This is a genomic window from Anaerostipes caccae L1-92 (assembly GCF_014467075.1).
GTDB classification, from domain to species: Bacteria; Bacillota; Clostridia; order Lachnospirales; family Lachnospiraceae; genus Anaerostipes; species Anaerostipes caccae.
Genome location: NZ_AP023027.1, coordinates 109,205 through 131,270 on the forward strand (window position 1 = coordinate 109,205; position 22,066 = coordinate 131,270).

Genomic DNA, 22,066 nt, shown 5'->3' on the forward strand with positions numbered 1-22,066 from the left:
AGAAATGAAGGGAGTTGTATTGACAAGGATTGATGACAGACTGATTCATGGACAGGTGATGACTTCATGGCTGAACTTTACAAGTGCCAACAAAATTATGGTGATTGATGACCAAACAGCGGCTGATCCGTTCATGAAGACTGTATTAAAAAATGCTGTTCCCGGAAATGTAGGTCTTGGAGTATTTACAGTACAGAAGGCAGTGGCAAGGCTTAAAAAAGGATTTAAGCCTGATGATAAAGTTATTATTCTGGTCAAGTATCCTAAAACAGTTTTAATGTTAATCAAGCAGGGAATCCAGTTTGGACACTTAAATATTGGCGGTATGGGAGCAGGCAGCGGGCGGGAGAAATTTTATAAAAACATTTCAGCCTCAGAAGAAGAACGGGAGTTTCTAAAGAAGATTGTTGATAGCGGGTGCCGTACAGAAATTCAGATTATAGCGGAAGATGCAAAAGTTGATGTAGCAAAGTTATTATGACATTTTCTGTGTTGAAAAAAGAGGTAAGACTCTCGTAAATATTAAGAAAAAGAAAGGTGGAAAAATTATGAGTATTTCAGTTGTTCAGGCGGTTCTCATCGGAATCGTGTATTACCTTGGAATCAATGGAACACCGTGGCTGACTTGTCTGGGAAGCACAATCATTCAAAAGCCGCTGGTATCTGGTGTCATAGTGGGATTTATTCTCGGAGATCCGGTTCAGGGTGCCATCATAGGCGCGGCAATACAGCTTCCATTCATCGCTTATATTTCAGCAGGAGGGGCACCTCCCACTGATCCCGGTCTGGCAGGTACACTGGGAACGGCTCTGGCCATGGCAGCAGAAGTGAAACCGACAGCAGCTATCGCACTGGCAGTACCTATTGGTCTTTTGGGAACAATCATCTGGGTCATCCATATGACGGTAGATGTATTCTTTGTACATATGATCGACAAAGCGGCAGAAGAAGGGAATATGAAGAAGGCTAAATTTCTGCATATTGTACCGCCTCAAGTTTTTGCTTTTGTTATCGGATGTATACCGGTAGCCCTGGGCTGTTACTTTGGGTCTGAGATGGTTACAAACATTATCAACGCGCTGAGCGGGCGGCCGATTCAAGCATTGGAAGTCATTGGAGGGCTACTACCGGCCATCGGTATCGCCATGAATCTGAGAGCAATCAGCAAACCGGGAATTCTGTTATGGTATGTGCTTGGATTTATCATTGCCGTTTATTTGAATCTGGATACTATGCCGATTGCCATCATCGCAGGTATCGTTGCTTATATTTATACCGGAGTAGTAGCTCTGGCAGAGGAAAAGCAGACGGCAGCAGCAACAGCCGGTGGTTTTGACGATGAGTTTGATGACGATTTTGAATAAGGGAGGGGAATAGAAATGGCAGAAGAGAAGAAAATCCACTTAAGTAAAAAAGACGTGCTGAAGGCATTCTGGAAATGGACCTTTTTTTCACACGCAAATTATAACTATGAACGTCTCCAGGCCAGCGGAGTTCTTCAGTCTATGTCTCATCTTCCGGAGAAATTATATCCTGGTAATAAGGAAGAACAGCAGAAGTTTATGGAACGCCATATGGCATTTTATAATACAGAGCCTCATTTTGGAGGAATTATCAATGGTATGGTCGTGGCAATGGAAGAGGAGCGCGCCAACGGTGCCAATATTACAGATGATGCCATCAACAGTGTCAAAACCGGCCTCATGGGGCCTATGGCCGGTATAGGAGATACACTGTGGCAGGGAACGCTGCAGCCGATTCTTCTTGCTGTAGGTATCAGTATTGCCTCAGGCGGAAATGTTATGGGAGCTTTTGCATTTGCAGCTTTAATGGCAGGCATCATGCTTCCCATCGCTTACTTTATGTATATGAGGGGATATAAGACAGGAAAAACCGGAGTTGAGGCAATCCTCGGCGGAGGTAAAATGAAACAGCTGATCTCAGCGGCATCCATTATGGGAGCTACGGTGCTTGGATCTTTGACAGCAAATTACGTAACTGCCGAATCCCATATGAACATTAAGGTTGGAGCTACCAAGCTGGCTCTTCAGGCAGATGTTCTGGATAAATTATTAAAAGGCATGATCCCTTTGGGAATCACATTGCTGACCTTATATTTATTAAAAAATAAAAAATTGAAATCTACCTATGTAATGCTGATTCTTGTTATCATTGGCGGGGTATTAGGGCTGGCAGGTATCTTAGGCTAAGACAGGAGGAATGATTGTGAGCAGCAAAATGAAAACAGCCGTATTTACGGATAAAAAGCAGGTGGAAATTGAAGAGTGCAAAAGGCCTTCGGCATCAGGAAATAAGGTCTTGATTAAAGTCGATGCAGCGGCAATCTGCACATGGGAGCAGAGGGTTTATACAGGAGTCAACAAAGTAGAGTTCCCTTTCATCGGAGGACATGAGATTGCAGGACATATTGAAGAGATGGGAGACGAAGTCAACCGGGACGAATGGAGCGTTGGGGATAAGGTGGTTGTAGGGGTAACACTTCCCTGCAGAAGCTGTTATTACTGTAAGACCGGAAATGAACAGAGCTGTGAGCATTTTGACCACAGTGCACATCTTCCGGGCCTTCCTTATAGAGGCATGGGCGGATTCAGTGAATATCTTCTGGTTTCTCCAGACTGTTTGTTTAAGTATAGTAACGTTACTCCGGAAGAAGCGTGTATCATTGAGCCTGTATCCTGCGTGGTGCACAGTGTAGAGACAGCACAGGTAAGACTCGGAGATACAGTGCTGGTTATTGGCTGCGGTATTATGGGACTGCTGCACACTGCTGTCTGTACAAAAAGAGGTGCGAAAGTCATTGTATCTGACGTAAATGAAGAAAGGCTTGAAATGGCTAAATCCCTTGGAGCGAAAGCCGTTATTAATCCGGCAAAGGATGACTTAGAACAGAAGGTGAAAGAACTGACTGGAGGCATCAAAGCCCAGGTAATCTTTGACACGACACCGATACCGGCAGTTGTAGAAGATACGTTTAAGTGTGTCAGTAATGCAGGGAAAATTGTGCTGTACAGTTCTATTCATCCGGCAGAACCGATTCCGTTTGATCCAAACTGGGTACATGGAAAATCTGTGCAGATTCTTGGAACAGCTAATTCCAACGACAGAGATTTCATGAGAGCGGCCCAGATGGTATCCGGGGGAGTTATTGACTTAAAACCGTTTATCAGTGGAGTCTATCCGGCAGAAAATATAAAAGATGCTCTGGAATCGTCAATAAAAGGGGATAAATTCCGAAATATTCTCACATTCTAATTATATATGAAAACACCTGATAGTTTTTCTCCACAGAAAAACAGATGTTAAAAAGGAGACAGCGATTGCCCTCGCTGTCTCTTTATTTTTAATAACTGAAGTTAACCACTTAGCAGTATGAATACATATTTTGAAAATATTATTTAGCTGTTTCCAGAGAGATTTCCATGTCAAAAAGGCAGGAGCCTCGCTGTTTTTTATTGTTTGTTTAATTTTTGAAGCTTACTGTTGAGAAAACTTTTTCTTTCTCAGTTTCTTATAATTAATGTATCAAGATAATCAATAAAGGAGGCAGTTTATGAAACTATTATTGGATACAGCAAATGTAACAGAAATTAAAGAAGCGGCAGGGTATTATCCTATCTGTGGAGTGACAACGAATCCATCGATCATCTCCAGAGAAGAATCAGATTTTTTTGAGACTTTAAAAAAAATCAGAAGCATTATAGGAGAAGATCAGATGCTGCATGCCCAGGTAACGGCTCATAAGGCAGAAGGTATGATAGAGGAAGCAAAGCGGATGAAGGATGAGCTGGGTAAAAATTTCTATGTGAAAATTCCAGCAACAAAAGAAGGAATAAAAGCGATTATGGAATTAAAATCCAGAGAATTTCAAGTGACAGCGACAGCGGTTGTGTCGGCTAAGCAGGGACTCATAGCGGCTATGGCAGGTGCAGACTTTGTGGCCCCTTATGTAAATAGGATTGATCATCATGGGGGAGATGGGATCAAAACGGCTGCAGATCTGACAAAGGTCTTCAGGGAACATCATCTATCTGCCAAAATATTGGCTGCGTCTTTTAAAAATACGAAGCAGGTTTTTGATAATGCTTTGAGCGGAAGCTACAGTGCTACCGTACCTCTTCAGATTATGGAAGATATGTTAAAACATCCGCTGACGGATACAAGTCTGGAGACATTTGATTCTGACTGGAAGGCAGCCTATGGAGAAAAACACATTACAGATTTTTAGTAATTGAGAAGGAAGGAGAAAAACCATGAGACTGAAAGGGAAGACAGCCGCAGTTACTGGAGCGGGGAGCGGAATTGGAAAAGCATGCGCTTTAAGGCTGGCACAAGAAGGAGCTAATGTGCTGGCCATTGATCTGGACGGAGCATCAGCGGAGAAGACGGCAGAACAAATCCGGAAAGCAGGAGGCAGGGCAGATGCGGCGGCGGCAGATATATCAGAGAAAGAAGCAGTCATGGCAGTAGCGGAGAAAGCGGCAAAATGTTTCAGGTCCTTGGATATCTGGGTCAACTGTGCGGGTATTTCCGTAATCCAGCCATTTTTGGCAGAAGACAGTGAACAGGTGTGGGATCAAACAATGAGGGTTAATTTAAAAGGTACATTTCTGTGCTGTCAGGCAGCGGTAAAAGGAATGCTGGGGCATGGAGGAAGTATTATTAATTTTTCTTCACAGTCGGGAAAAAAAGGAACAAATCAATACGCGGCATACTGTGCAAGCAAATTTGGTATCCGGGGGCTCACTCAGTCGATAGCAGCAGAGTTTGCAGAGGAAAATATACGGGTTAATTGTATCTGTCCCGGTGTTATCCTGACTCCTATGTGGGATAAACAGGTCAACGATTATGCTAAAAAGAAGCATATAACACCGGAAGAAGTAATGCCGAGATTCAAGGAAAACATTCCCCTCGGAAGACTTTGTACTTACCAGGATGTTACCAATCTGGTCTTGTTTCTTGCATCGAAAGATTCTGAATATATGACCGGGCAGTCTTTAAATCTGACCGGAGGAGCATGTACCTATTAATAAGGAGGAAAAACAATGAGATTTTTTTTAGATACTGCAAATGTTGATGAGATCAGAGAGGCAAATGAGATGGGGATTATCTGTGGAGTGACCACCAATCCTTCCATTATTTCCAAAGAAGGAAGAGATTTTAAAGAAGATTATAGAGTAGCATTTGTAGAATAATTTTGCTTCCTTAGGTTCTGCAGTGTTAACATAGTAGCAGGAGGTAAAATCTTATGATAATTCGTTTAGAAGAAGATCAGTGGAAGACACTTACGGATGCCGAAAAATCTGTAATTACATATATTAACAACAATGAAGAACTGATACCGGAAAAGTCCATTAGCGAGATGGCAGAAGAAAGCTATACATCTCCCGCTACAGTCTCCCGGACTATAAGAAAGAGCGGGTTTGACGGCATCTCAGAACTGCGTTATAGAATTTCTGCTAGGAATGAATTTAATCAGGAGGCAATGATAGTGAATGCCATTTTTCAAAAATCTATGCTGGAATGTCAAAAGACTATTGAAAATCTGAAAGTACCAACGATTCTTGAAGTGGTAAAAAGAATTAAAAGAGCAAAGAAGATTTATCTCCTGGCAAGGGGAGCTACAGTCCTGGTAGCGGAAGAGTTTGAAATGCAGCTTCAGCTGCTGGGATATAATGTCTGGATCATGCGGGATTCCGAACATATGAAAAGATCCAATCTAATCTTTAAAGAGGATGATCTGGTTATAATTTTCACGGTAAAGAACAGTACGCCTGAGTTAGGAATGGCGGCTAAGTTTGCCAAAGAAAACAAAGCCTATGTGGTAAGCTGTACATGTCTTCCAAGATCAGAGTTAAATCAATATTCAGATGTGTATGTAGTAGGATATACGAAGTATGATTATGCTATTAAGGAATTTCTTGTTACTTCCAGGTTGCCGCTGCAGATTATATCAAGGACAATCATAGAGTATCTGACATTATAGAGAAAGAGAGAAAAGTTTTGTAGCTTTTCTCTCTTTCTTGTTCCGGAAGCAGCTTCCGCATTCATCAGCAAGGATGCGGTTGTCAAGGTTAAGCTGACCATAAATAAAATGATCGGTATATATGCAAGCAAAACCAACCAACCTGAATGGTCTACGTCATGCAGACGGCGTACATTCAATGACAGTCCGGGGATAAAAGTGATCAGTGACCACAACGAGTTAACAGCGTTTGTATCTAACATCCTTGCAAGAAAACCAACAACGATTGATACAATAAACTGTCCCAGGATTGCCCACCAGAAATTAGAACGGGATGTCCTTCCTTTAAAATCGAAATAGCGTTTCCAATACGCTTTATAAGCGTTTATCATAGTTAAATCCTCCTCTTTTTCTTTTGTGTAATAAATGATGAAATTTTCCTTTCCTGAAATATTATAGAGATAAACCTCATTAATTTCAAGCTTTATTGGGACCGGCGGTATTTCAGAGGGCTTACACCATAATAACTTTTAAACTTCTTAGAAAAGTTTCCGCTGTACCGGTAGCCTGTTCTTTTTGCGATCTGACTGACAGAAAGATCTGTGGCAGAGAGAAGGCCGGCCGCCATTGCCATTCTCAGGCTGCTTGTATATTCCCCGATGGTCATATGATAATGCTTCGCAAAACCAGCCTTCAGCTTTTGCTGGTTTAAAAACACCTTCTTGCTCAGTTCTTCAATGGTAGGAGGATGAACTGCCTGCTCCGTCAAAATATCGTGGGCCTTCTGAATGGCCTGTATATCTGAGACCGTAAGCCTGAAGCTGCGGTTTTTTCCAATTTGTATCAACCCAAAATCAAGCTGGTGCTGAAACATATTATCCTTAGGCTTTTTGACTTCCTCTGTCAGAAGTGCAAGACATTCCAGGATCTTGCTCTCCAGAAAAAGAGGAGACAGACGGCCGGAGACAGACAGGCTGTTGAGCTGGTGGATAACGGAAATGACAGTATGGGGCAGATAGCGGTAAGTATGATTTTGTTTAAAGTCACTCAGGGAAAGGGAATCAGGGAAAGTCACGGAAACAATCTCGTCCAAAAAGGCTTTGTGGACGGTTATCTCTGTCCCGTGAAAATGCTGCCCCTGATGCCAGGCCTGTTTTCCTTTCAGATTTTTTTCTGCCACAAAAAAAGAAGAAGGAGTAAAGGATGATACCTGCTGATTTTTCAGCTGGAACTTTGTACTTCCCTTATATACGGTTCCAAACCTCAAAAGAGATTCCGGATTGTCAAACTGGATCTGAAAATCCTTAGGTATCGTATAATCTGCGATTCCAAGCTCATAATAACCAGGACGGGAATAAAATAAAAAATACCCGCTTTCCGGTGCAGATACATTTTGATATAAAGTACAGTGTCCCTGGGAGGACGGCTGAAATGAAAGCTGGTACAGCACTTCCTCCCGGAAAGCTTTACTGGAGGTTATGGTCATTTCATGGATTCCTTTCTGAGTTATTTTATTGAGTGTCAGATTTATTCAAATGGATGAATAAAATAAAAATCAATTGAAAAGCGGGTCGGGGTTAGGTACAATACGTTGCGAGGTCGTTAGGTGAAACTAACTAAAGATAGTATACAGGAAGAAAGGATAAAAGTACAATGAGAACGCAAAAATTAAAGTTCATTACAGTCATTTTAGTTCTGGCAGCCCTGGCAGCATTGCTGGCGGGATGCTCAGGAAAAAAAGATCAGACAGATAAAAAAGAGGATTCAAAAACCATCACTGTGACAGATGCCAAAGGAAAGGTTGAAATACCTGCAGATCCAAAGAGAATCGTTGATATCAGCGGAAACAGTGATATCCTCTCTATCCTCGGTTATTCTGTAGTCGGAACCGCCAACTCAGATGCGTATGACTATACAAAGTTTCCGTCTTATTTAGAAAAGAAGCTATCCGGGGCTGAGATCCTGGGCTACAGTATGCAGGACAAAATGGACGTTGAGAAGATTCTTGCGTTAAAGCCTGACCTGATTATTATTTCCTCAGTACAGGAAAAAATGTATCAGCAGCTTTCCAAAGCGGCTCCTACAGTAATGCTGAAGCTGGCTCAGACAGACTGGAAAGAAGATGTGCTCAAGGTAGCCGATATCATGCAGAAAAAAGAGAAAGCCGAAGCATGGCTTGCAGACTATAAGAAAAAGGCCCGGGAAAAGGGAAAAGAAATCAAAAAATCCTACGGAAAGAATAAAAGCTACCTTTCCATCCTTGCCAGTGGAGGCCAGATCTTTGTGTATGACAAGGCCGGGATAGGAAGTATTTTATATGAAGATATGGGATTAAAAAGACCGAAAGGACTGCCGGAGCAGAAGGATATCAGCCTTCCGGTAGTATCATATGAAGGGCTGGCGTCCATTGAGGCAGATTATATTCTTGCCATAGGAACCAAAGATGATATGGCAGCGTTAAAGAAAAACTCTGTGTGGAAAGAACTTCCTGCCGTGAAGAAGGGACATGTGGCAGAGCTTCCCGCAAGCCCTTACTTTAATCAGGGATACAGTTCCATCGGGCGTCTCTCATTTTTGGATGAAGTGAATGGTTTAATGGAGAAGATGAATGAGTAAAAGGGTTTCTGTGTTTGCCGCAGTTTCCGTTATCCTTTTGATAACTGGAGTGCTGCTGGCTGTTTCCCTTGGAGCAAAGAGGCTGCCGTTTGAAACGGTGGCCTCGGCGCTCTTTAAAGGAGGGGATTCACTGGATATAAAATTGATCAGGGAAGTCAGGCTGCCTAGGGCCATCGCCGCTGTTTTGACAGGAGGGATGCTTGCCAGTGCGGGCGCTGTGATGCAGGGAGTGACCAGGAATCCTCTGGCCGAGCCGTCCATCATGGGAATGACGCAGGGGGCGTCCCTGGCTGTGGCAGCTGCAAGTGTAATACCGGCAGTATCCGGTCTTTTTGGTTTGACAGCATCGGCCCTCATAGGTGCTTTTCTTGGCGGGATTCTTGTGCTTGGATTTTGCCTGCGAACGACAAATTTAAGTGTCTCAAGGCTTCTGCTGGCGGGGACAGCCCTGGGAACTTTTTTTCTATCGTTATCCTCCCTGATCGGGATTCTGGGAAATCGTTCACAGGAGCTTGCGTTTTGGGTAGCGGGAGGATTTAAGTCTATCACATGGGGTCATGTGTGGCTTTTACTATTTGCAGGAGGGATTTCTTTGATTCTGTTTTTCTTTCTGGCAGGCAGCATTAACATCCTGAGCCTTGGAGATGAGGCGGCCACAGGACTGGGTGTCCGTCCTGAAAGGATCAGGCTTTGGTCGATTCTTCTGCTGATTCCGGTTTGTGCCGTCTGTGTGGCCAGCGCAGGAAATATCGCCTTTGTTGGATTGGTCATTCCCCACATGATAAGAAAGATATTCGACAATGACTACAGAAGAATGATACCGTTGTCTTTCTTAGGCGGAAGTGTGCTGATGGTATGGGCGGACCTGGCCGCGCGTCTGGCAAACCAGCCATATGAGACTCCGGTAGGGCTGTTTACCTCTATATTAGGTGTGCCAGTATTTCTGTGGCTGATTAGAAAGGAGCAAAGCAGATGAAAAAAAGGCAGCGTACAGTAGTGGCCCTGGTGGTGTTCTTGTTTCTGGTCGTGTTTGTGGGAGCCTTAATGTATGGAAGCTACTCCATGACGGCAAAAGATGTTGTAATGACGCTTTTCGGCAAAGGGGACGGCATGCAGAATATCGCTGTACTTGATCTGCGGCTCCCAAGAGCAGTGACAGCGGTTCTAACCGGAGCTGCATTATCTGTCTCAGGCTGTATTTTGCAGAGTGTCACCAAAAATGATCTTGCAGAGCCCGGGATCATCGGTATCAATGCAGGCGCGGCACTAGCGGTTGTGCTTTTGATTTCTGTAAAGAGCACCAGCTATTATACGGCACTGGGCTTTGGCACTGTTCTGCTCATGCCCATAGCGGCAGCGGCTGGTGCTTTTATAAGCTTTCTGTGTATTTATCTTCTGGCCAGGGATAATGGGAGTGTGAGGCCTGTAAAAATGATCTTGGCAGGTATTGGTGTCAACACAGGAATCAATGCCCTGATCACTCTTTATCAGCTGAACATGTCAAAAGGAGACTATAATCAGGCTCTGGCATGGATTGGCGGCAGCCTGTGGGGCAGCAGCTGGATGTATGTTGCCATGACTGCGCCCATTATCATTGTGCTGATCCTCATTGTCTTTTACAAAAACAGAACGCTGGATGTGATGGATCTGGGTGATGAGCTGGCTATGGGATTAGGGGTTCAAGTGGAGAGAGAAAGAAAGATTTTCCTTGTTCTCGCAGTCTGTCTGGCTGCCTGTGCCACTTCTGTGGCCGGGAATATTGCATTTGCCGGACTGATCGGACCGCATTTAGCAAAACGTCTCGTGGGGCCTGTGCACAAAAGACAGATTCCTGCGGCAGCATGTTTAAGCAGTATTTTAGTTTTGGGAGCGGATACACTTGCGAGGAATCTGTTTTCACCGCTGGAAATACCAGCGGGTATCATGATCTCCCTGATCGGAGTGCCATATTTTGTTTATCTCCTGATGAAAGAAAGGTAAGGGTGTAAAATGGAACAACAAAAGATTCAAGTGAGGGATATCACTGTCGCCTATGAGCAGACCATCGTCATACCAAAGCTGAATCTGAATATCCCTGGTGGGAAGATCACCATCGTAGTCGGCGGCAATGGATGCGGAAAGTCTACACTGATCAAATCTGTGGCCGGGATACTGAAGCCCAAAAAGGGCGAGATCTTTATCAATGGTACAGAGATCAAAAAACAGGCTCCCAGGGAGACCGCTAAACAGATGGCAGTTCTGCCCCAAAGCCCGCAGGTACCGGAGGGACTTTTAGTAAAGGAACTGGTGGCATACGGGCGGTTTCCTTACCAGAAACCTGTAGGCGGACTGACAGAACATGACCATCAGGTGATCCGATGGGCGATGGAGGCAACAGGCATCCTATCGCTGAAAGACCGAAGGGCAGATTCTCTTTCAGGCGGACAGAGGCAGAGGGCCTGGATTGCCATGGCGCTCGCGCAGCAGACGGGAATTCTTGTACTGGATGAGCCAACCACTTATCTGGATATGTCTCACCAGCTGGAAATACTCTCTCTATTAAAAGAATTAAACCAAAAGAACCAAACAACCATTGTCATGGTGATCCATGAAATCAATCATGCATCCAGGTTTGCAGATCATATCATTGGAATGAAGGAGGGGCAGATGGTGTTTGAGGGAACACCTGCGGATGTGATAACAGAACAGAATTTAAAGACACTTTATGGTATACGGGCTAAGCTTACACTCAGTGAGGACGGCACATATCCGGTTTGCACGGAGTATGAGCTGGAATGAGCATACGGGGGAATAAAGCAAATTTTGTTATCATAGCGGCGGGGCAGATGATCTCTCTGTTCGGCAGTGCCATCCAGCGGTTTTGTATGTCTCTCTATGTACTGGAGCTAACCGGGAGTCCAGGTATCTTTGCAACGATCCTTTCAATTTCTATGCTTCCATATGTTCTTCTCGCGCCGGTAGCTGGAAATATCACAGATTCCTTCAGCAAAAAGAAGATCATGGTCTGTACAGACATCTTCAGCGGCATTGTTATAAGCTGTTATGCAGTTTTTTTATTTTCAGGACATGACCGGCCAGCTGTCATAGCTGTCACGATGATCCTTTTGTCATCTGCGAGTACTGTGTATTCACCGGCGGTGACAGCCTCCATCCCTCTGTCTGTTTCAGCAAAACAGCTTTACCGGGCCAACGGCATTGTACAGCAGATCGGATCCGCTGCCAATTTTGCAGGACCCGTCATTGCGGGGATGCTGTATGGTTTTCTGGGGATTCGTTGGATCGTCGTTTTAAATGCAATCAGCTTCTTTGCCTCAGCATTGATGGAAGGATTTCTGCATCTGCCGGAAAAAAAGAGCGGTTCCAAAAACAAGATCTCTTTTTTGAACAGTGTGAACGAAATGTATCAAGGGTTTTTGTACTTAAAAAAATGTCAAACGATCGTATTAAGGATTATTTTCTCATACGGTCTGTCCAACCTGTTCATTGTTCCGGTTTTCTCCGTAGCAGCACCGCATTTTGTAAAAAATGTGCTGGGTTTTTCTTCAGAAGTCTATGGATCTGTGGAGGGGATCACAGTGCTTGGGATGATCACGGGGGGAGTACTGATCGGTGTGTTTCCCAAGAGTTTTTCCATGGCTGTGATCCACAGAGTGCTTTACCTGATGCCGGTTTCCTTTCTTTTTATGTGTCTGACTGGATTTGTGTCCCAAAGCCCGCTGATGAATCTATGTGCTTTTGGGGCAGGAGGCTTTGTTGTCATGCTTTCTCTTGGGCTGTCCAATGTGATTTCATTGACTTACATGCAGCAGGCAGTCCCCGGATCTATGATCGGAAAGACCAGTGCATTTTCAACGGCAGCGGCGACAGCCACGATACCTCCCGGACAGTTTTTGTTCGGACAGATATTAGAATCAGGGATTTCGGTTCCTGTGCTGTTTCTTTTTGTATCAGCGGCAAGCCTTGGGACTGCATATTTTGTGAAACAGGCAATAAAAAAGAATTAAGAAATTTTAAAAAAGTTCTTGCATATTGTATTTAGTTTTGCTATACTATTACTTGTCTGAAAGATGCGGGTGTAGTTCAATGGTAGAACTCCAGCCTTCCAAGCTGATCACGTGGGTTCGATTCCCATCACCCGCTTATAAGAATTTTGAAAAACTGTCTGTTTTTACAGGCAGTTTTTTTGTTTCTTCCATAGGAAAGTTCTATGACCTTCCCTATGAAATAAAAACGCTCCGCGGGTTGTGCACAGATGCGTAAGGAAATTATTTGCCTGCGGCAAATTGCATCTGGCACGCAAAGTTGTCAAGCCCCTCAAAGAGTGAGGGGTTGGGGCGTTGAAGCGGGCTTGCCCACTTTGTTCTATTGATCATCATTTTAACCATTGGTTAAATTCTTCTGAGGAAAAATAAAAAAGGATTCAATTGTAGGTGTTTCATCGGGCTGATACAATGAAAAGAGAAAAGGAGATGGGCTTATGAAGATCAATGAAATGATTCGGGAACTGCGGATAAAAAAAGGTTTAACCCAGGAACAGATGGCTTCTCTGCTGGGGGTTTCCGCCCCTGCGGTCAACAAGTGGGAAAAAGCAGTGTCCTATCCGGATATCACACTGCTTCCTGCATTGGCGCGGTTACTGGAGACAGACCTGAATACCCTTCTGTCCTTTAAAGAAGAACCAACCAAAGAGGAAATCACAGATTTTCTCAATGAACTGGCAGCGGATGTTTCCAGTAACGGAGCGGAACATGCATTTCATATGGGAATGGAAAAAGTACGGGAGTATCCATCCTGTGATCCGTTGATCTTGAATGTTGCGGTCACACTGGAAGGAATTTTAGGTATTTACTACAAGGAGGACTGTACTGATTTAAAGAATGATATTGAAAAACTGTATGAACGGGCAGCCCAGAGCACTGATGCAGAGGTCAGGGACCGGGCGCGTTCTCTGCTGATCTTTAAGTATATAGACCGGGAGGAATATGACAGAGCAGAAATATTCCTTAAGGAGCTGCCGGAGGAGTCCATGATGGATAAGAACCAGATTCGGACAAGGCTGTATATGAAACAGAAACAGTGGGAGGATGCGGGCCGTGTCCTGGAAAGCAGACTTTTGAAGAAATTAAATGATATCCAAGCTGCGCTGATGGATTTGATGACCATAGCCTTTGAAGAGAACAGGCCCAAAGACGCAGATGAGATCGCTGATATATCAAGGCAGGTGGTGCGTTTGTTTGGGTTGTGGGATTATGGGTCTTACTCAGCACAGTTTCAGCTTGCATTCGCAAGGAAAGATACCGGTCAGTGTATCACCATACTGAAAGATATGTTTCCGGCGATTCTTAAAAAATGGGAGCCGGGCCAATCACCGCTGTACAGATACACAGGCAGTAAGTCCAGCACGGACCATTTTGGAAAGTCTATACTTCCAAAGATCTTAAGCGAATTTGAAGACCCTGAAAATGAGGAGTTTCATTTTCTACAGGATGAGCCGGAATTCAGGCAGCTTATCAGCGCATGGAAAGAAAAAATATAACAGAATCTAAAAACAATCAAACTGCTGAAGGAGGTTTCGCAGTTTGATTGTTTTTTCGTTTAACATCTGATATTAACTGTAAAGCCCGAAACTCAACAGATAGGCTACAAGTACAGCCGCAGGTCCTGTGACAAGTCTCGTAAAGAGCATGGCGGGTACTCCGGCGCTCACGGTATCGTCCTCAGCTTCCGCCAGGGTCAGCGCTACAGGTACAAAATCACATCCTACCTGAGAGTTGATGGCAAACAGTGCAGGAAGAGAATAAGCGATGGGAATGGTTCCTTTCCCGATCTCTACACCGAGGAGTACACCTACCACCTGTGCGATCACCGCACCGGGTCCAAGGACCGGGGACAGGAACGGAATGGCACAGAAAACGGACAACCCCAGAAGGCCTGGAAGACTTCCGGCCAATGGTTTGATGGCATTTGCCAGGAGATCGCCGATGCCGGTATAGTTGATGATACCAACCATGATGCTGACGAAGATCATGAACGGCAAAATGTTTTTCAGGACAATGTCCAGGGTATCCCGGCCTGCCTGATAAAATACGTTTACAATACTTCCGATGCCGCGGCCCATGCTGGTAATAAAGTTAAAAAATTGATTTCCTCCAGGGGCGGGGGAGGATTCTTTTCCCTCAGCCTCAGCCAGATCCGGGACAGCCTGTCCGGATACTTCAGGTTCAGAAGGGGCAGCCTCGCCGCTTTGGGTAATACAGTCCAGCGTAGTGCCGGATACAAAATTATCTTCTTTAATATATTTGCTGAGTGGCCCGGACGGGGAGATGGGGTGGATATCGATGGTCTTGACTCCCATTTTCGGATAAACACCGCACCGGAGTGTCCCACCGCAGTCTACCACTGCGATGATGATGGTGTCGGGTTCCACTTTATTGTTAAAGGCATCCACTACCGGGACGCCAAGCAGCGATGCGATTTTTTCAGCCAGAGGATGAATGGAGCCTCCGGTGACAGAAGCGACGACTTTCCTGGTTTCCGTTTCATAGACAGTCAATGGCCCGCCCCATCCGCTGGAGCCTTTTGTGATCGTTACAGATGGTTTCATTTTGCTGCACCTCCTTTATTTTTTGCCATGATCTTTTTCGTGAGGAATTCAGTGGCATTTCCACGAATAAAGATAACGATGACGCCGGCCAGCAGGTAACGCACGGCCAAAGGCATAGTGGAGTAGCCGAGCTTTGTAATGCCGGCTGCGATACCGGTCCAGACAAACAGTTCTCCGGCATTTCCGTGTGGAAACAGGCCGGTGATCGGGTGCGCAAAGGAGAAACAGGCATCGATAAAGGCAGGTTTCTGGTCTTCCTCCACGAACCGTCCCATAGTATAGCACATGGGATTGGTCAAAAAGAAAAGGGAGATTACAGGCAGCAGGGTGTAACGGAGCAGGCGGAACCGGGTCAGTTTTTTAGAGAAATTCATGACCCTGTCCTCTCCTACCAGAGTGATGATGGCATTGATACAGGTGAGCAGGATCAGAAGATTGGGAAGAATTCCGGTGATCAGGCCCATCAGGTTTTCTCCTCCTGCGGATACGATCCCGGTAAATCCTTCGGCTAGTTTTACAAATACATTCATAAATATATCCTCCTTAACATGGACAGACAGCAGTTTTCCGTTTACCGGCAATTTGTTCTAAGGCTGAGGCAAAAGCGGCCTTCTCATTTTTGCGTTTCATCAGGGCAGTGACAGAGCAGGCAGGACATCCGATATAGTCATCTTTTTGATTGAATCTGGAAAATACAGTCCGTCCCTTCATTTCATAGTAATCTACAATCTCATCTGATTCATTGACCACGACCAGCACGATAACGCCCGGGCGGAAGGTCAGGCCGGATTTGGCAGTTCCGATGGCCAGAAGATTCGGTGTATGGCGGTAGGCCTTCTTCAGGTCTTCAATGGACTGGTACATTCGTTTGATCTGAAACCAGCCGAAGGCGGCCTGAGCTGCCATTGTGACCATCAAAATCCCAAGAACATAAGTAAGCATAAAGCGGTTAGCACCTCCTTGATATGAATAGATTGACAAGAAGTTTCACGTGAACTCTTAGCATGTGTTGATACTATCCTGCCCTCAAAGTGAAGTCAATTCATCTGATTGTTTTGGAACATATTTTACGATTGCACAAAAATAAATACAAAAAACCAGAGTGTTCTGTAACATTTGTTCCATATCTTCACTTTTGATTGACGAAGGTGAAGGAAGGTAATTATGATGGGGTTGAATTTCAATATAAACCTGAATCATAAGAAAGAGGTGCTAACTATGCAAACACGAGCGATCAGACTTTATGGAAAAGAGGACCTGAGGCTGGATACATTTGAACTGCCGCCTATAAAGGAAGATGAGATTTTGGTAAAAATCATTTCTGACAGCGTCTGTATGTCCACTTATAAGCTGTCTAAGCAGGGGGCAGCCCACAAGAGAGCCAGGCCAGATCTTAAAGAGAGGCCTTCGGTCATCGGGCATGAGATGTCAGGAGTCATCATAGAAACAGGCGCGAAATGGAAAGACCTATACCAAGAGGGCCAGAAGTTTACGGTGCTGCCCACGGTCACTGAAAACGGCCGGCTGAAAACAGCAGGTTACTACTACGAGACTTATGGGGGAGACTGCACCTACTGTATTCTTCCCCGGGAAGTTATGGAGCACGGCTGTCTGATCCCATTTGATGGAGACTCCTTTTTTGAAGCTTCCTTATCGGAGCCCACGGCCTGTATCATTGCCGGGTACCGGAGAATGTACCATACATCGGAGGAAGACCATGAACACCGTATGGGAGTGAAACCCCAGGGAAGTCTTGTGATCTTCGGAGCGTGCGGACCCATGGGACTGGAGTGTATAGACTATGCCCTGCAGCTGGAAAACGGGCCTTCTAAGATTGTCGCCGTCGATATGTCCAAAGAACGGCTTAGCAGAGCAGAAAAAATGCTGGTTCCTGATCCGGAAAGCGGAAAAGAGCTGTATTTTGTGAACGCAAATGAATGCCGGGATGTGGCAGAGGAACTGAAAGACCTGAACGGCGGCAGAGGATATGATGATGTGTTTGTCTATGCTCCGGTGGAAGCCTTGATCGAGCAGGCGGACCGGGTGCTGGGAAAAGACGGGTGCATGAATTTCTTTGCGGGCCCTGTGGATCAATCGCTTTCAGCCAGGATCAATATGTATAATGTGCATTATTCATACACCCATCTGGTGGGATTTACCGGAAGCACCAATGAGGATCTCCATGACGCCCTGAAGCTGATGGAACAAAAAAGGATCCGCCCTACGGTGATGGTGACACATATCGGAGGCTTAAGCAGTGCCATCGAGACTACTCTGCATGTGCCGGAAATCCCGGGCGGGAAAAAAATGATCTATACACAGATCGATCTGCCGCTGACAGCCATTGAAGATTTTGCGGAGCTTGGCAGGGAGAATCCACTGTTTGAAAAGCTGGCAGTATCATGTGAGGCCCACAACGGATGCTGGAATGCGGAGGCTGAAAAGATTTTGTTGGATGAATATAATGTGGATCTGACACGATAGGGAGGAAGGGAATGTTAGTTACTTTAAAGGGATTATTAGAAGATGCTAAGAACAAAAAACAGGCGGTTGGGGCATTCAACGGAACCACATTGGAAGGAATCCGTGCCATAATCGGTGCAGCGGAGGAGCTTAGGAGGCCGGTGATCCTCCAGCACGCCCAGAGTCATGATACGATCATAGATTTAAATGAGATTGCCCCGCTGATGCTGCACTATGCAAGGAGTGCCTCTGTGCCGGTGGCAGTGCATCTGGACCACGGAAGCACCTTCAAACGGTGCATGGAGGCAATACGGGCAGGGTTTACTTCTGTTATGTATGACGCGTCTGCCAGGCCGTTTGAGCAGAATCTCATGGAGACGGCAGAGATCGTAAAAGCTGCCCACAGTGTGGGAGTATCTGTGGAAGCAGAACTTGGGCATGTGGCAAATGTCAATGAGGATCCCGGGGAGGACAACATTTATACGGATCCTGCTCTGGCTGAGGAGTTTGTGAAGCGCACTGGAGTGGACTGCCTGGCCGTTGCCTTTGGCACAGTGCATGGTCTTTATGTAAAGCAGCCAAAGCTGGATCTTTCCATTGTAACTCAGATCAGTGAAAAAAACGGCATTCCCCTGGTCATGCACGGGGGCTCCGGGGTATCCGGAGACAATTACCGCAGAGCCATAAAAGAGGGAATCTGTAAGATTAACTATTATACATATATGAATACAGCGGGAGGGAACGCGGCTAAAAGCTTTGTAAAACAGTCAGGAGAACATCTGGCCTATGACCGTCTCACACTGGCGGCGACGGAAGCTATGAAGCAGGATGTGATGGCTGCCATGAGAATATTTGGAATGGATGAGTGACCTGCACATCTGCTATAATCGTGTCAGCAGAGGGAATACAGTCAGTGTGGGAGGGAGAATGATGGCAGATGCAGAGGAAGTCAGGATGCTTGCTGAGATCACCAGACTTTATTATGAGGAGGAATGGACCCAGCAGAGGATCGCTAAAAAGTTTAATATGAGCCGGTCCCTGGTCTCGAAGCTGCTTTCTAAAGCGAGAAAGATCGGGATTGTGGAGATCATTATCCATGACGAGGAGTTTCACCCGTACAGGAAGCTGGAGGAGGAGCTTAAGAAACGGTTTCAGATCAGAGAGGCAGTGTGCGTCAGTGTGGAAAACAGTGAAAATCCGGTAAAAACAGTGGGTGCGGCAGCAGCAAAATATGTGGCGAGAAAGCTGTCCACTGTGAAGTATGTGGCAATGACGGCGGGAACTACCACCCGCCAGATCGCTGAGAGCTTTTCATCGGGAGTGCCCTTTGACCATGTGACATTTGTACCTATGTCGGGAGGATTGGGGGAAGAACGGTGGGAGATCCAGGCCAATGTGGTGTGTGAGCGGATGGCAAAGAACAGCGGGGGGAATAGCCTTCAGTTGCATGCCCCCATTGTTTTAGATTCCTATGAGGCAAAGGAAATGCTTTTAAAGCAGCACTTTATTAAAAGTGTCATGGAAAAAGCCAGAAATGCGGAACTGGCTGTGGTGGGACTCGGCAGTTCACCTCAGTATTTTGAGCTGACCGAATCTTATCTGCACGGGATCAATCGGGAGAAGGATGACATCAGCAGACGCCTGGTCGGTGACATTTCTTATAATTATTTTGATAAAGAGGGAGAACTGATAGACTGTAAATGGAACAGGCAGCTCATCTCTTTAAACATTGAAGAGATCAAACGGATTCCGGAAGTGATTGCTGTGACAGAGGGGACAGAGAAAGCGGCAAGTCTGTATGCGGCTTTGAAGCATAAGATCGTGGACGGCCTGGTGACCGATGTTCATTCCTCCAGAGAGTTGATCGAGATGGATCGGAGAAGGCTTATGGGAAAGGAAAATTAATTTTAAAATAGACTGTTTGGAAAATCGAAAATGATTTTCCAAACAGTCTATTTTACATTTAAATTCCATTACAGATAGGTTTGCATAAGATTTAGGATTATTTTAATTATAAAGTATAGAATAGCAGTGTATGATATGAATTTGCCGGTCTTAGCTCCAAGATCACTGGGATGTCTCATAGCTAAAAGAAGTCCCAGAAGGCTTAATATCAAATAGAGAAATAAACTATAATGCAGTCCGTCCAGCGAAATGATTCCATTTTGATTGCCTGACCAGATCGGAATTCCAAATCGCGCAAGAATCATATCTCCATAACAGGTCATAGGTGGAAAAGTAAAACCAAAAAACAGAGTAATGACACTGAGGACAATGGAATAAGTTCCAAGACCAGATTTTCTGCCACTATTATATCGGTTGACCAGACAAGCTGAAACCTTAAAAAAAGTATAACCCAAAAGTCCTCCAAGGGTATTTGCAATCAGATCATCAATGTCTGCCAGCCTTCCCACGAAGAAAAACTGAATGCATTCGATGAAAAGTGACAAAAGCAATATAAATAGCACTGTTTTTTTCAGACTTCGTTTTTCAGTGTGCTGCATTAAGGGGACAAATACTCCCATGGGCAGGAACAACAGGATATTTAATATGATGTAAGAAAGGTCTTCACCGATAAAAGGAATCAGATTATAGTTATGGGCTCCATTGAGACTCCAGGCATCAAAAGCAAACATGCCCGTGACAATACCAATAAAAACAAGATATACAGTAAAGAGGTACTGCAAAAACCAATCGCCGTTTTTAAAAGTTTTTGTCTTACCCATTACTTTTAATACGATTGCAATTAATGCATAAATAATCAATCCAGCGATCAGAGCCTGGGCAAGCAGTATAGCGCCTTTAGAAAAATTTTCTCTCATGATCAATCCTCTTTCTTCCATCGGAGCACAGACAATAATGTCAGGTAACAGCCAACCGCCAGGAAAAACAGCACCGTAGTGAGCCTTGTACGAATAAATATATTCTGGTGGTTCTTGTATAGTGCTAAAAGAATCCCCTGACTGATGACAAAAGCTGAGAACAGCCAACCGAGATAAACTGTAAGATTCTTAAATGTGACGAAAAACAGCCCCTTTTCTGTTTTAATGATATGATCTCGGTATAATTTCCTGATAACCAACAGAAAAGCTAAAGCAGATGAAAGAAAAACCAGAAAAGTTTGTCCAATGGACAGGTTATATAGATTATGTTTTTCTTCTGGCGGAATGATATATTCATAGCCGGTTTCTTTCACAATTCTTTTTACTTGCTGGACAACCTGATGATACTCATTTTTATTATCATAATGTAGATACCCTTCACACTTGTCAGATAAAAGAATCTGTTTAAAATCCAGAGTATCCTGAGGGGATAGCTTAATGCTAGGCATGATTAAATAATTGTCTAAATTGATAATTTCTTCATCAACCTTGACATTTGTTTTTTTGTCTAGAAAACCTATTATTTTACAGCGGATATTTTTAGTTGCCAGATATGAGTTTTCAACAATAGAATTTAGCTTAAAAATATGTTTATAATTTGCACCCGCCACAACAGGAACGATCTGATTAGAAGTTTTTTTATATGCAGATCGTTTAAAAAATTCTCCAGTTTGTATGCTTTGATCGAGATTTTGTCTTTTTGCATAGAGTTCTGAAACCTGCATAGATTTCAAGGGTGTGATCAGCACATCATCTATTTTTTGGTTTCCTTTCCCATTAATGAAACTTTTGCTGCCTTGAAATTTTTTTGTATAAATAAAATCTTGGTTTGATATTTCATAATAATCAATATTTTTTATATTCATAAGATGTTGATATACTTGTTTTAAAATCTTTAAAGAATCCTTTTTTCTTAGAAAGTTTTCATAACGGTAGCCTTTTCTGTCGTAATTGTCAGCCAGCAGCCAATCTCCTTGGCTGCTATTTTGAGAAATTGAAGAATTATTTCTTTCGACAAATAAGGCATAAGAATAGACAGATGATCCAAAGACAAATATGATTATAATGGTCACGAAAACCAGATAATGTTTCAGCCTGTTATTAAAATCCATAATACACACTTGAAGAATACAAATCAATCAGACAGCAATTTTTTGTGGCCCATCCGGTACTATTCTCCACTTTGCCTTTTCCCCATATTCTTTTTGAAGTTTTCCAACATCCTGTTGAATAGTCTGCCCACAATTTGACTGTAACATAATGCTTCTGGTTTGCCGTTACATACCCCTTGCCGTTTCCTTTAAGATAACCTTTTTTCCAGTTCTTGTTTGCTTTTGCTTCTTTAGCCGTGATTTCCTTAGTCGAAACCCAATGTTTTGATGCCTTGACTCTTTTATCCATGGCGAAGGCAGAAGTAGATAAGGAAAATATAGTTGTTGTGATTAATAAACCAATTAAAAGTCTTTTCATGTCAATACCTTTTTTTCTTTAAATATTAATAGTTTCCATTATATGCAT

General features: G+C 44.2%; 24 protein-coding genes, 1 tRNA gene and 1 pseudogene. 18 read left to right on the plus strand and 8 right to left on the minus strand.

Going from position 1 to position 22,066, the window contains the following annotated elements:
• The first annotated feature begins 4 nt into the window (after nt 1–4).
• From ANCC_RS00545 to ANCC_RS00580, 8 genes and pseudogenes are all read left to right on the plus strand, one after another.
• Complete coding sequence (locus ANCC_RS00545) at nt 5–481, plus strand: PTS sugar transporter subunit IIB (protein ID WP_006567964.1); 477 nt, start codon at nt 5–7, stop codon at nt 479–481.
• A 67-nt stretch (nt 482–548) separates the two neighbouring features.
• Complete coding sequence (locus ANCC_RS00550; protein ID WP_006567963.1) at nt 549–1,364, plus strand: PTS mannose/fructose/sorbose/N-acetylgalactosamine transporter subunit IIC; 816 nt, start codon at nt 549–551, stop codon at nt 1,362–1,364.
• 15 nt (nt 1,365–1,379) lie between these two features.
• The gene (locus ANCC_RS00555) at nt 1,380–2,210 is read left to right on the plus strand and encodes a PTS system mannose/fructose/sorbose family transporter subunit IID (protein WP_006567962.1); all 831 of its coding nucleotides are present in this window, start codon (nt 1,380–1,382) and stop codon (nt 2,208–2,210) included.
• A 10-nt stretch (nt 2,211–2,220) separates the two neighbouring features.
• A complete protein-coding gene (locus ANCC_RS00560) occupies nt 2,221–3,273 on the plus strand; it encodes a zinc-dependent alcohol dehydrogenase (protein WP_006567961.1) in 1,053 nt (350 codons plus the stop codon).
• Nucleotides 3,274–3,571: 298 nt separating this feature from the next.
• On the plus strand, nt 3,572–4,246 hold the full coding sequence (locus ANCC_RS00565) for a transaldolase family protein (protein ID WP_006567960.1): 675 nt from the start codon (nt 3,572–3,574) through the stop codon (nt 4,244–4,246).
• Between the two features lie 25 nt (nt 4,247–4,271).
• Nucleotides 4,272–5,048: an SDR family NAD(P)-dependent oxidoreductase gene (locus tag ANCC_RS00570; RefSeq protein WP_006567959.1), complete on the plus strand. Its 777-nt coding sequence runs from the start codon at nt 4,272–4,274 to the stop codon at nt 5,046–5,048.
• A gap of 15 nt (nt 5,049–5,063) precedes the next feature.
• Nucleotides 5,064–5,186 (plus strand): annotated as a pseudogene (locus tag ANCC_RS00575) (transaldolase family protein); the annotation flags it as partial.
• Between the two features lie 80 nt (nt 5,187–5,266).
• Complete coding sequence (locus ANCC_RS00580) at nt 5,267–6,004, plus strand: MurR/RpiR family transcriptional regulator (RefSeq protein WP_006567957.1); 738 nt, start codon at nt 5,267–5,269, stop codon at nt 6,002–6,004.
• Here ANCC_RS00580 and ANCC_RS18030 read toward each other — a convergent pair.
• Both ANCC_RS18030 and ANCC_RS00590 read right to left on the minus strand, forming a co-directional pair.
• Entirely contained in the window at nt 5,920–6,375 is a 456-nt protein-coding gene (locus ANCC_RS18030; RefSeq protein WP_083774654.1) for a DUF805 domain-containing protein, read from the minus strand. The two genes, ANCC_RS00580 and ANCC_RS18030, sit on opposite strands and share 85 nt — an antisense overlap.
• A 92-nt stretch (nt 6,376–6,467) precedes the next feature.
• Nucleotides 6,468–7,469, minus strand: coding sequence for a helix-turn-helix transcriptional regulator (locus ANCC_RS00590; RefSeq protein ID WP_006567956.1), 1,002 nt, complete (start codon nt 7,467–7,469; stop codon nt 6,468–6,470).
• A gap of 167 nt (nt 7,470–7,636) precedes the next feature.
• On the opposite strand from ANCC_RS00590, the gene ANCC_RS00595 reads away from it, so the two are divergent.
• The 7 genes from ANCC_RS00595 to ANCC_RS00625 all read left to right on the plus strand — a co-directional run bounded on the left by ANCC_RS00595 (nt 7,637) and on the right by ANCC_RS00625 (nt 14,135).
• Nucleotides 7,637–8,599, plus strand: coding sequence for an ABC transporter substrate-binding protein (locus ANCC_RS00595; RefSeq protein ID WP_006567955.1), 963 nt, complete (start codon nt 7,637–7,639; stop codon nt 8,597–8,599).
• Nucleotides 8,592–9,575 carry a FecCD family ABC transporter permease gene (locus ANCC_RS00600; RefSeq protein WP_006567954.1) on the plus strand — a complete coding sequence of 328 codons (984 nt, stop codon included), beginning with the start codon at nt 8,592–8,594 and terminating at the stop codon, nt 9,573–9,575. Before ANCC_RS00595 ends, ANCC_RS00600 begins: the two co-directional genes overlap by 8 nt.
• A complete protein-coding gene (locus tag ANCC_RS00605) occupies nt 9,572–10,579 on the plus strand; it encodes a FecCD family ABC transporter permease (RefSeq protein ID WP_006567953.1) in 1,008 nt (335 codons plus the stop codon). The genes ANCC_RS00600 and ANCC_RS00605 overlap by 4 nt, the downstream gene beginning before the upstream one ends.
• Nucleotides 10,580–10,588: 9 nt before the next feature.
• Nucleotides 10,589–11,377: an ABC transporter ATP-binding protein gene (locus ANCC_RS00610; protein WP_006567952.1), complete on the plus strand. Its 789-nt coding sequence runs from the start codon at nt 10,589–10,591 to the stop codon at nt 11,375–11,377.
• Complete coding sequence (locus ANCC_RS00615) at nt 11,374–12,603, plus strand: MFS transporter (RefSeq protein ID WP_006567951.1); 1,230 nt, start codon at nt 11,374–11,376, stop codon at nt 12,601–12,603. Before ANCC_RS00610 ends, ANCC_RS00615 begins: the two co-directional genes overlap by 4 nt.
• Nucleotides 12,604–12,668: 65 nt before the next feature.
• A tRNA-Gly gene (locus tag ANCC_RS00620) sits at nt 12,669–12,739 on the plus strand.
• A 337-nt stretch (nt 12,740–13,076) separates the two neighbouring features.
• Complete coding sequence (locus ANCC_RS00625) at nt 13,077–14,135, plus strand: helix-turn-helix domain-containing protein (RefSeq protein WP_006567950.1); 1,059 nt, start codon at nt 13,077–13,079, stop codon at nt 14,133–14,135.
• Nucleotides 14,136–14,207: 72 nt separating this feature from the next.
• Here ANCC_RS00625 and srlE read toward each other — a convergent pair whose 3' ends face one another.
• From srlE to ANCC_RS00640, 3 genes are read right to left on the minus strand one after another with little or no spacing between them, the layout of a single operon-like run.
• A complete protein-coding gene (gene srlE / locus ANCC_RS00630) occupies nt 14,208–15,203 on the minus strand; it encodes a PTS glucitol/sorbitol transporter subunit IIB (RefSeq protein WP_006567949.1) in 996 nt (331 codons plus the stop codon).
• Nucleotides 15,200–15,733, minus strand: a complete 534-nt coding sequence (gene srlA / locus ANCC_RS00635) for a PTS glucitol/sorbitol transporter subunit IIC (protein ID WP_006567948.1) — start codon at nt 15,731–15,733, stop codon at nt 15,200–15,202. Before srlA ends, srlE begins: the two co-directional genes overlap by 4 nt.
• 13 nt (nt 15,734–15,746) lie before the next feature.
• Nucleotides 15,747–16,145, minus strand: a complete 399-nt coding sequence (locus ANCC_RS00640; RefSeq protein ID WP_006567947.1) for a transcriptional regulator GutM — start codon at nt 16,143–16,145, stop codon at nt 15,747–15,749.
• 276 nt (nt 16,146–16,421) lie between these two features.
• Between ANCC_RS00640 and ANCC_RS00645 the strand changes: the two genes are divergently transcribed.
• The 3 genes from ANCC_RS00645 to ANCC_RS00655 are packed head-to-tail and all read left to right on the plus strand — an operon-like array spanning nt 16,422 to nt 19,571.
• Complete coding sequence (locus tag ANCC_RS00645) at nt 16,422–17,687, plus strand: zinc-binding dehydrogenase (RefSeq protein WP_039946862.1); 1,266 nt, start codon at nt 16,422–16,424, stop codon at nt 17,685–17,687.
• Nucleotides 17,688–17,698: 11 nt separating this feature from the next.
• The gene (locus tag ANCC_RS00650) at nt 17,699–18,535 is read left to right on the plus strand and encodes a class II fructose-bisphosphate aldolase (RefSeq protein WP_006567944.1); all 837 of its coding nucleotides are present in this window, start codon (nt 17,699–17,701) and stop codon (nt 18,533–18,535) included.
• Nucleotides 18,528–19,571, plus strand: a complete 1,044-nt coding sequence (locus tag ANCC_RS00655; protein WP_006567943.1) for a sugar-binding transcriptional regulator — start codon at nt 18,528–18,530, stop codon at nt 19,569–19,571. The genes ANCC_RS00650 and ANCC_RS00655 overlap by 8 nt, the downstream gene beginning before the upstream one ends.
• 68 nt (nt 19,572–19,639) lie before the next feature.
• On the opposite strand, the gene ANCC_RS00660 is transcribed toward ANCC_RS00655, so the two are convergent.
• Genes ANCC_RS00660 through ANCC_RS00670 form a run of 3 tightly spaced genes read right to left on the minus strand, consistent with a single transcriptional unit; the run spans nt 19,640 to nt 22,018 of the window.
• Nucleotides 19,640–20,488 carry a VanZ family protein gene (locus ANCC_RS00660; RefSeq protein ID WP_050754296.1) on the minus strand — a complete coding sequence of 283 codons (849 nt, stop codon included), beginning with the start codon at nt 20,486–20,488 and terminating at the stop codon, nt 19,640–19,642.
• A gap of 2 nt (nt 20,489–20,490) precedes the next feature.
• Nucleotides 20,491–21,660 (minus strand): hypothetical protein, encoded by a 1,170-nt coding sequence (locus ANCC_RS00665; protein WP_006567941.1) that lies wholly within the window; start codon nt 21,658–21,660, stop codon nt 20,491–20,493.
• Nucleotides 21,650–22,018 (minus strand): hypothetical protein, encoded by a 369-nt coding sequence (locus ANCC_RS00670; RefSeq protein ID WP_039946824.1) that lies wholly within the window; start codon nt 22,016–22,018, stop codon nt 21,650–21,652. The genes ANCC_RS00665 and ANCC_RS00670 overlap by 11 nt, the downstream gene beginning before the upstream one ends.
• Nucleotides 22,019–22,066: the final 48 nt, after the last annotated feature.

Coding starts and splice junctions, on each gene's coding strand:
- ANCC_RS00545 (WP_006567964.1), top strand. CDS start 5: ATGAAGGGAGTTGTATTGACAAGGATTGATGACAGACTGATTCATGGA.
- ANCC_RS00550 (WP_006567963.1), top strand. CDS start 549: ATGAGTATTTCAGTTGTTCAGGCGGTTCTCATCGGAATCGTGTATTAC.
- ANCC_RS00555 (WP_006567962.1), top strand. CDS start 1,380: ATGGCAGAAGAGAAGAAAATCCACTTAAGTAAAAAAGACGTGCTGAAG.
- ANCC_RS00560 (WP_006567961.1), top strand. CDS start 2,221: ATGATTGTGAGCAGCAAAATGAAAACAGCCGTATTTACGGATAAAAAG.
- ANCC_RS00565 (WP_006567960.1), top strand. CDS start 3,572: ATGAAACTATTATTGGATACAGCAAATGTAACAGAAATTAAAGAAGCG.
- ANCC_RS00570 (WP_006567959.1), top strand. CDS start 4,272: ATGAGACTGAAAGGGAAGACAGCCGCAGTTACTGGAGCGGGGAGCGGA.
- ANCC_RS00580 (WP_006567957.1), top strand. CDS start 5,267: ATGATAATTCGTTTAGAAGAAGATCAGTGGAAGACACTTACGGATGCC.
- ANCC_RS18030 (WP_083774654.1), bottom strand. CDS start 6,375: ATGATAAACGCTTATAAAGCGTATTGGAAACGCTATTTCGATTTTAAA.
- ANCC_RS00590 (WP_006567956.1), bottom strand. CDS start 7,469: ATGACCATAACCTCCAGTAAAGCTTTCCGGGAGGAAGTGCTGTACCAG.
- ANCC_RS00595 (WP_006567955.1), top strand. CDS start 7,637: ATGAGAACGCAAAAATTAAAGTTCATTACAGTCATTTTAGTTCTGGCA.
- ANCC_RS00600 (WP_006567954.1), top strand. CDS start 8,592: ATGAGTAAAAGGGTTTCTGTGTTTGCCGCAGTTTCCGTTATCCTTTTG.
- ANCC_RS00605 (WP_006567953.1), top strand. CDS start 9,572: ATGAAAAAAAGGCAGCGTACAGTAGTGGCCCTGGTGGTGTTCTTGTTT.
- ANCC_RS00610 (WP_006567952.1), top strand. CDS start 10,589: ATGGAACAACAAAAGATTCAAGTGAGGGATATCACTGTCGCCTATGAG.
- ANCC_RS00615 (WP_006567951.1), top strand. CDS start 11,374: ATGAGCATACGGGGGAATAAAGCAAATTTTGTTATCATAGCGGCGGGG.
- ANCC_RS00625 (WP_006567950.1), top strand. CDS start 13,077: ATGAAGATCAATGAAATGATTCGGGAACTGCGGATAAAAAAAGGTTTA.
- srlE (WP_006567949.1), bottom strand. CDS start 15,203: ATGAAACCATCTGTAACGATCACAAAAGGCTCCAGCGGATGGGGCGGG.
- srlA (WP_006567948.1), bottom strand. CDS start 15,733: ATGAATGTATTTGTAAAACTAGCCGAAGGATTTACCGGGATCGTATCC.
- ANCC_RS00640 (WP_006567947.1), bottom strand. CDS start 16,145: ATGCTTACTTATGTTCTTGGGATTTTGATGGTCACAATGGCAGCTCAG.
- ANCC_RS00645 (WP_039946862.1), top strand. CDS start 16,422: ATGCAAACACGAGCGATCAGACTTTATGGAAAAGAGGACCTGAGGCTG.
- ANCC_RS00650 (WP_006567944.1), top strand. CDS start 17,699: ATGTTAGTTACTTTAAAGGGATTATTAGAAGATGCTAAGAACAAAAAA.
- ANCC_RS00655 (WP_006567943.1), top strand. CDS start 18,528: ATGAGTGACCTGCACATCTGCTATAATCGTGTCAGCAGAGGGAATACA.
- ANCC_RS00660 (WP_050754296.1), bottom strand. CDS start 20,488: ATGAGAGAAAATTTTTCTAAAGGCGCTATACTGCTTGCCCAGGCTCTG.
- ANCC_RS00665 (WP_006567941.1), bottom strand. CDS start 21,660: ATGGATTTTAATAACAGGCTGAAACATTATCTGGTTTTCGTGACCATT.
- ANCC_RS00670 (WP_039946824.1), bottom strand. CDS start 22,018: ATGAAAAGACTTTTAATTGGTTTATTAATCACAACAACTATATTTTCC.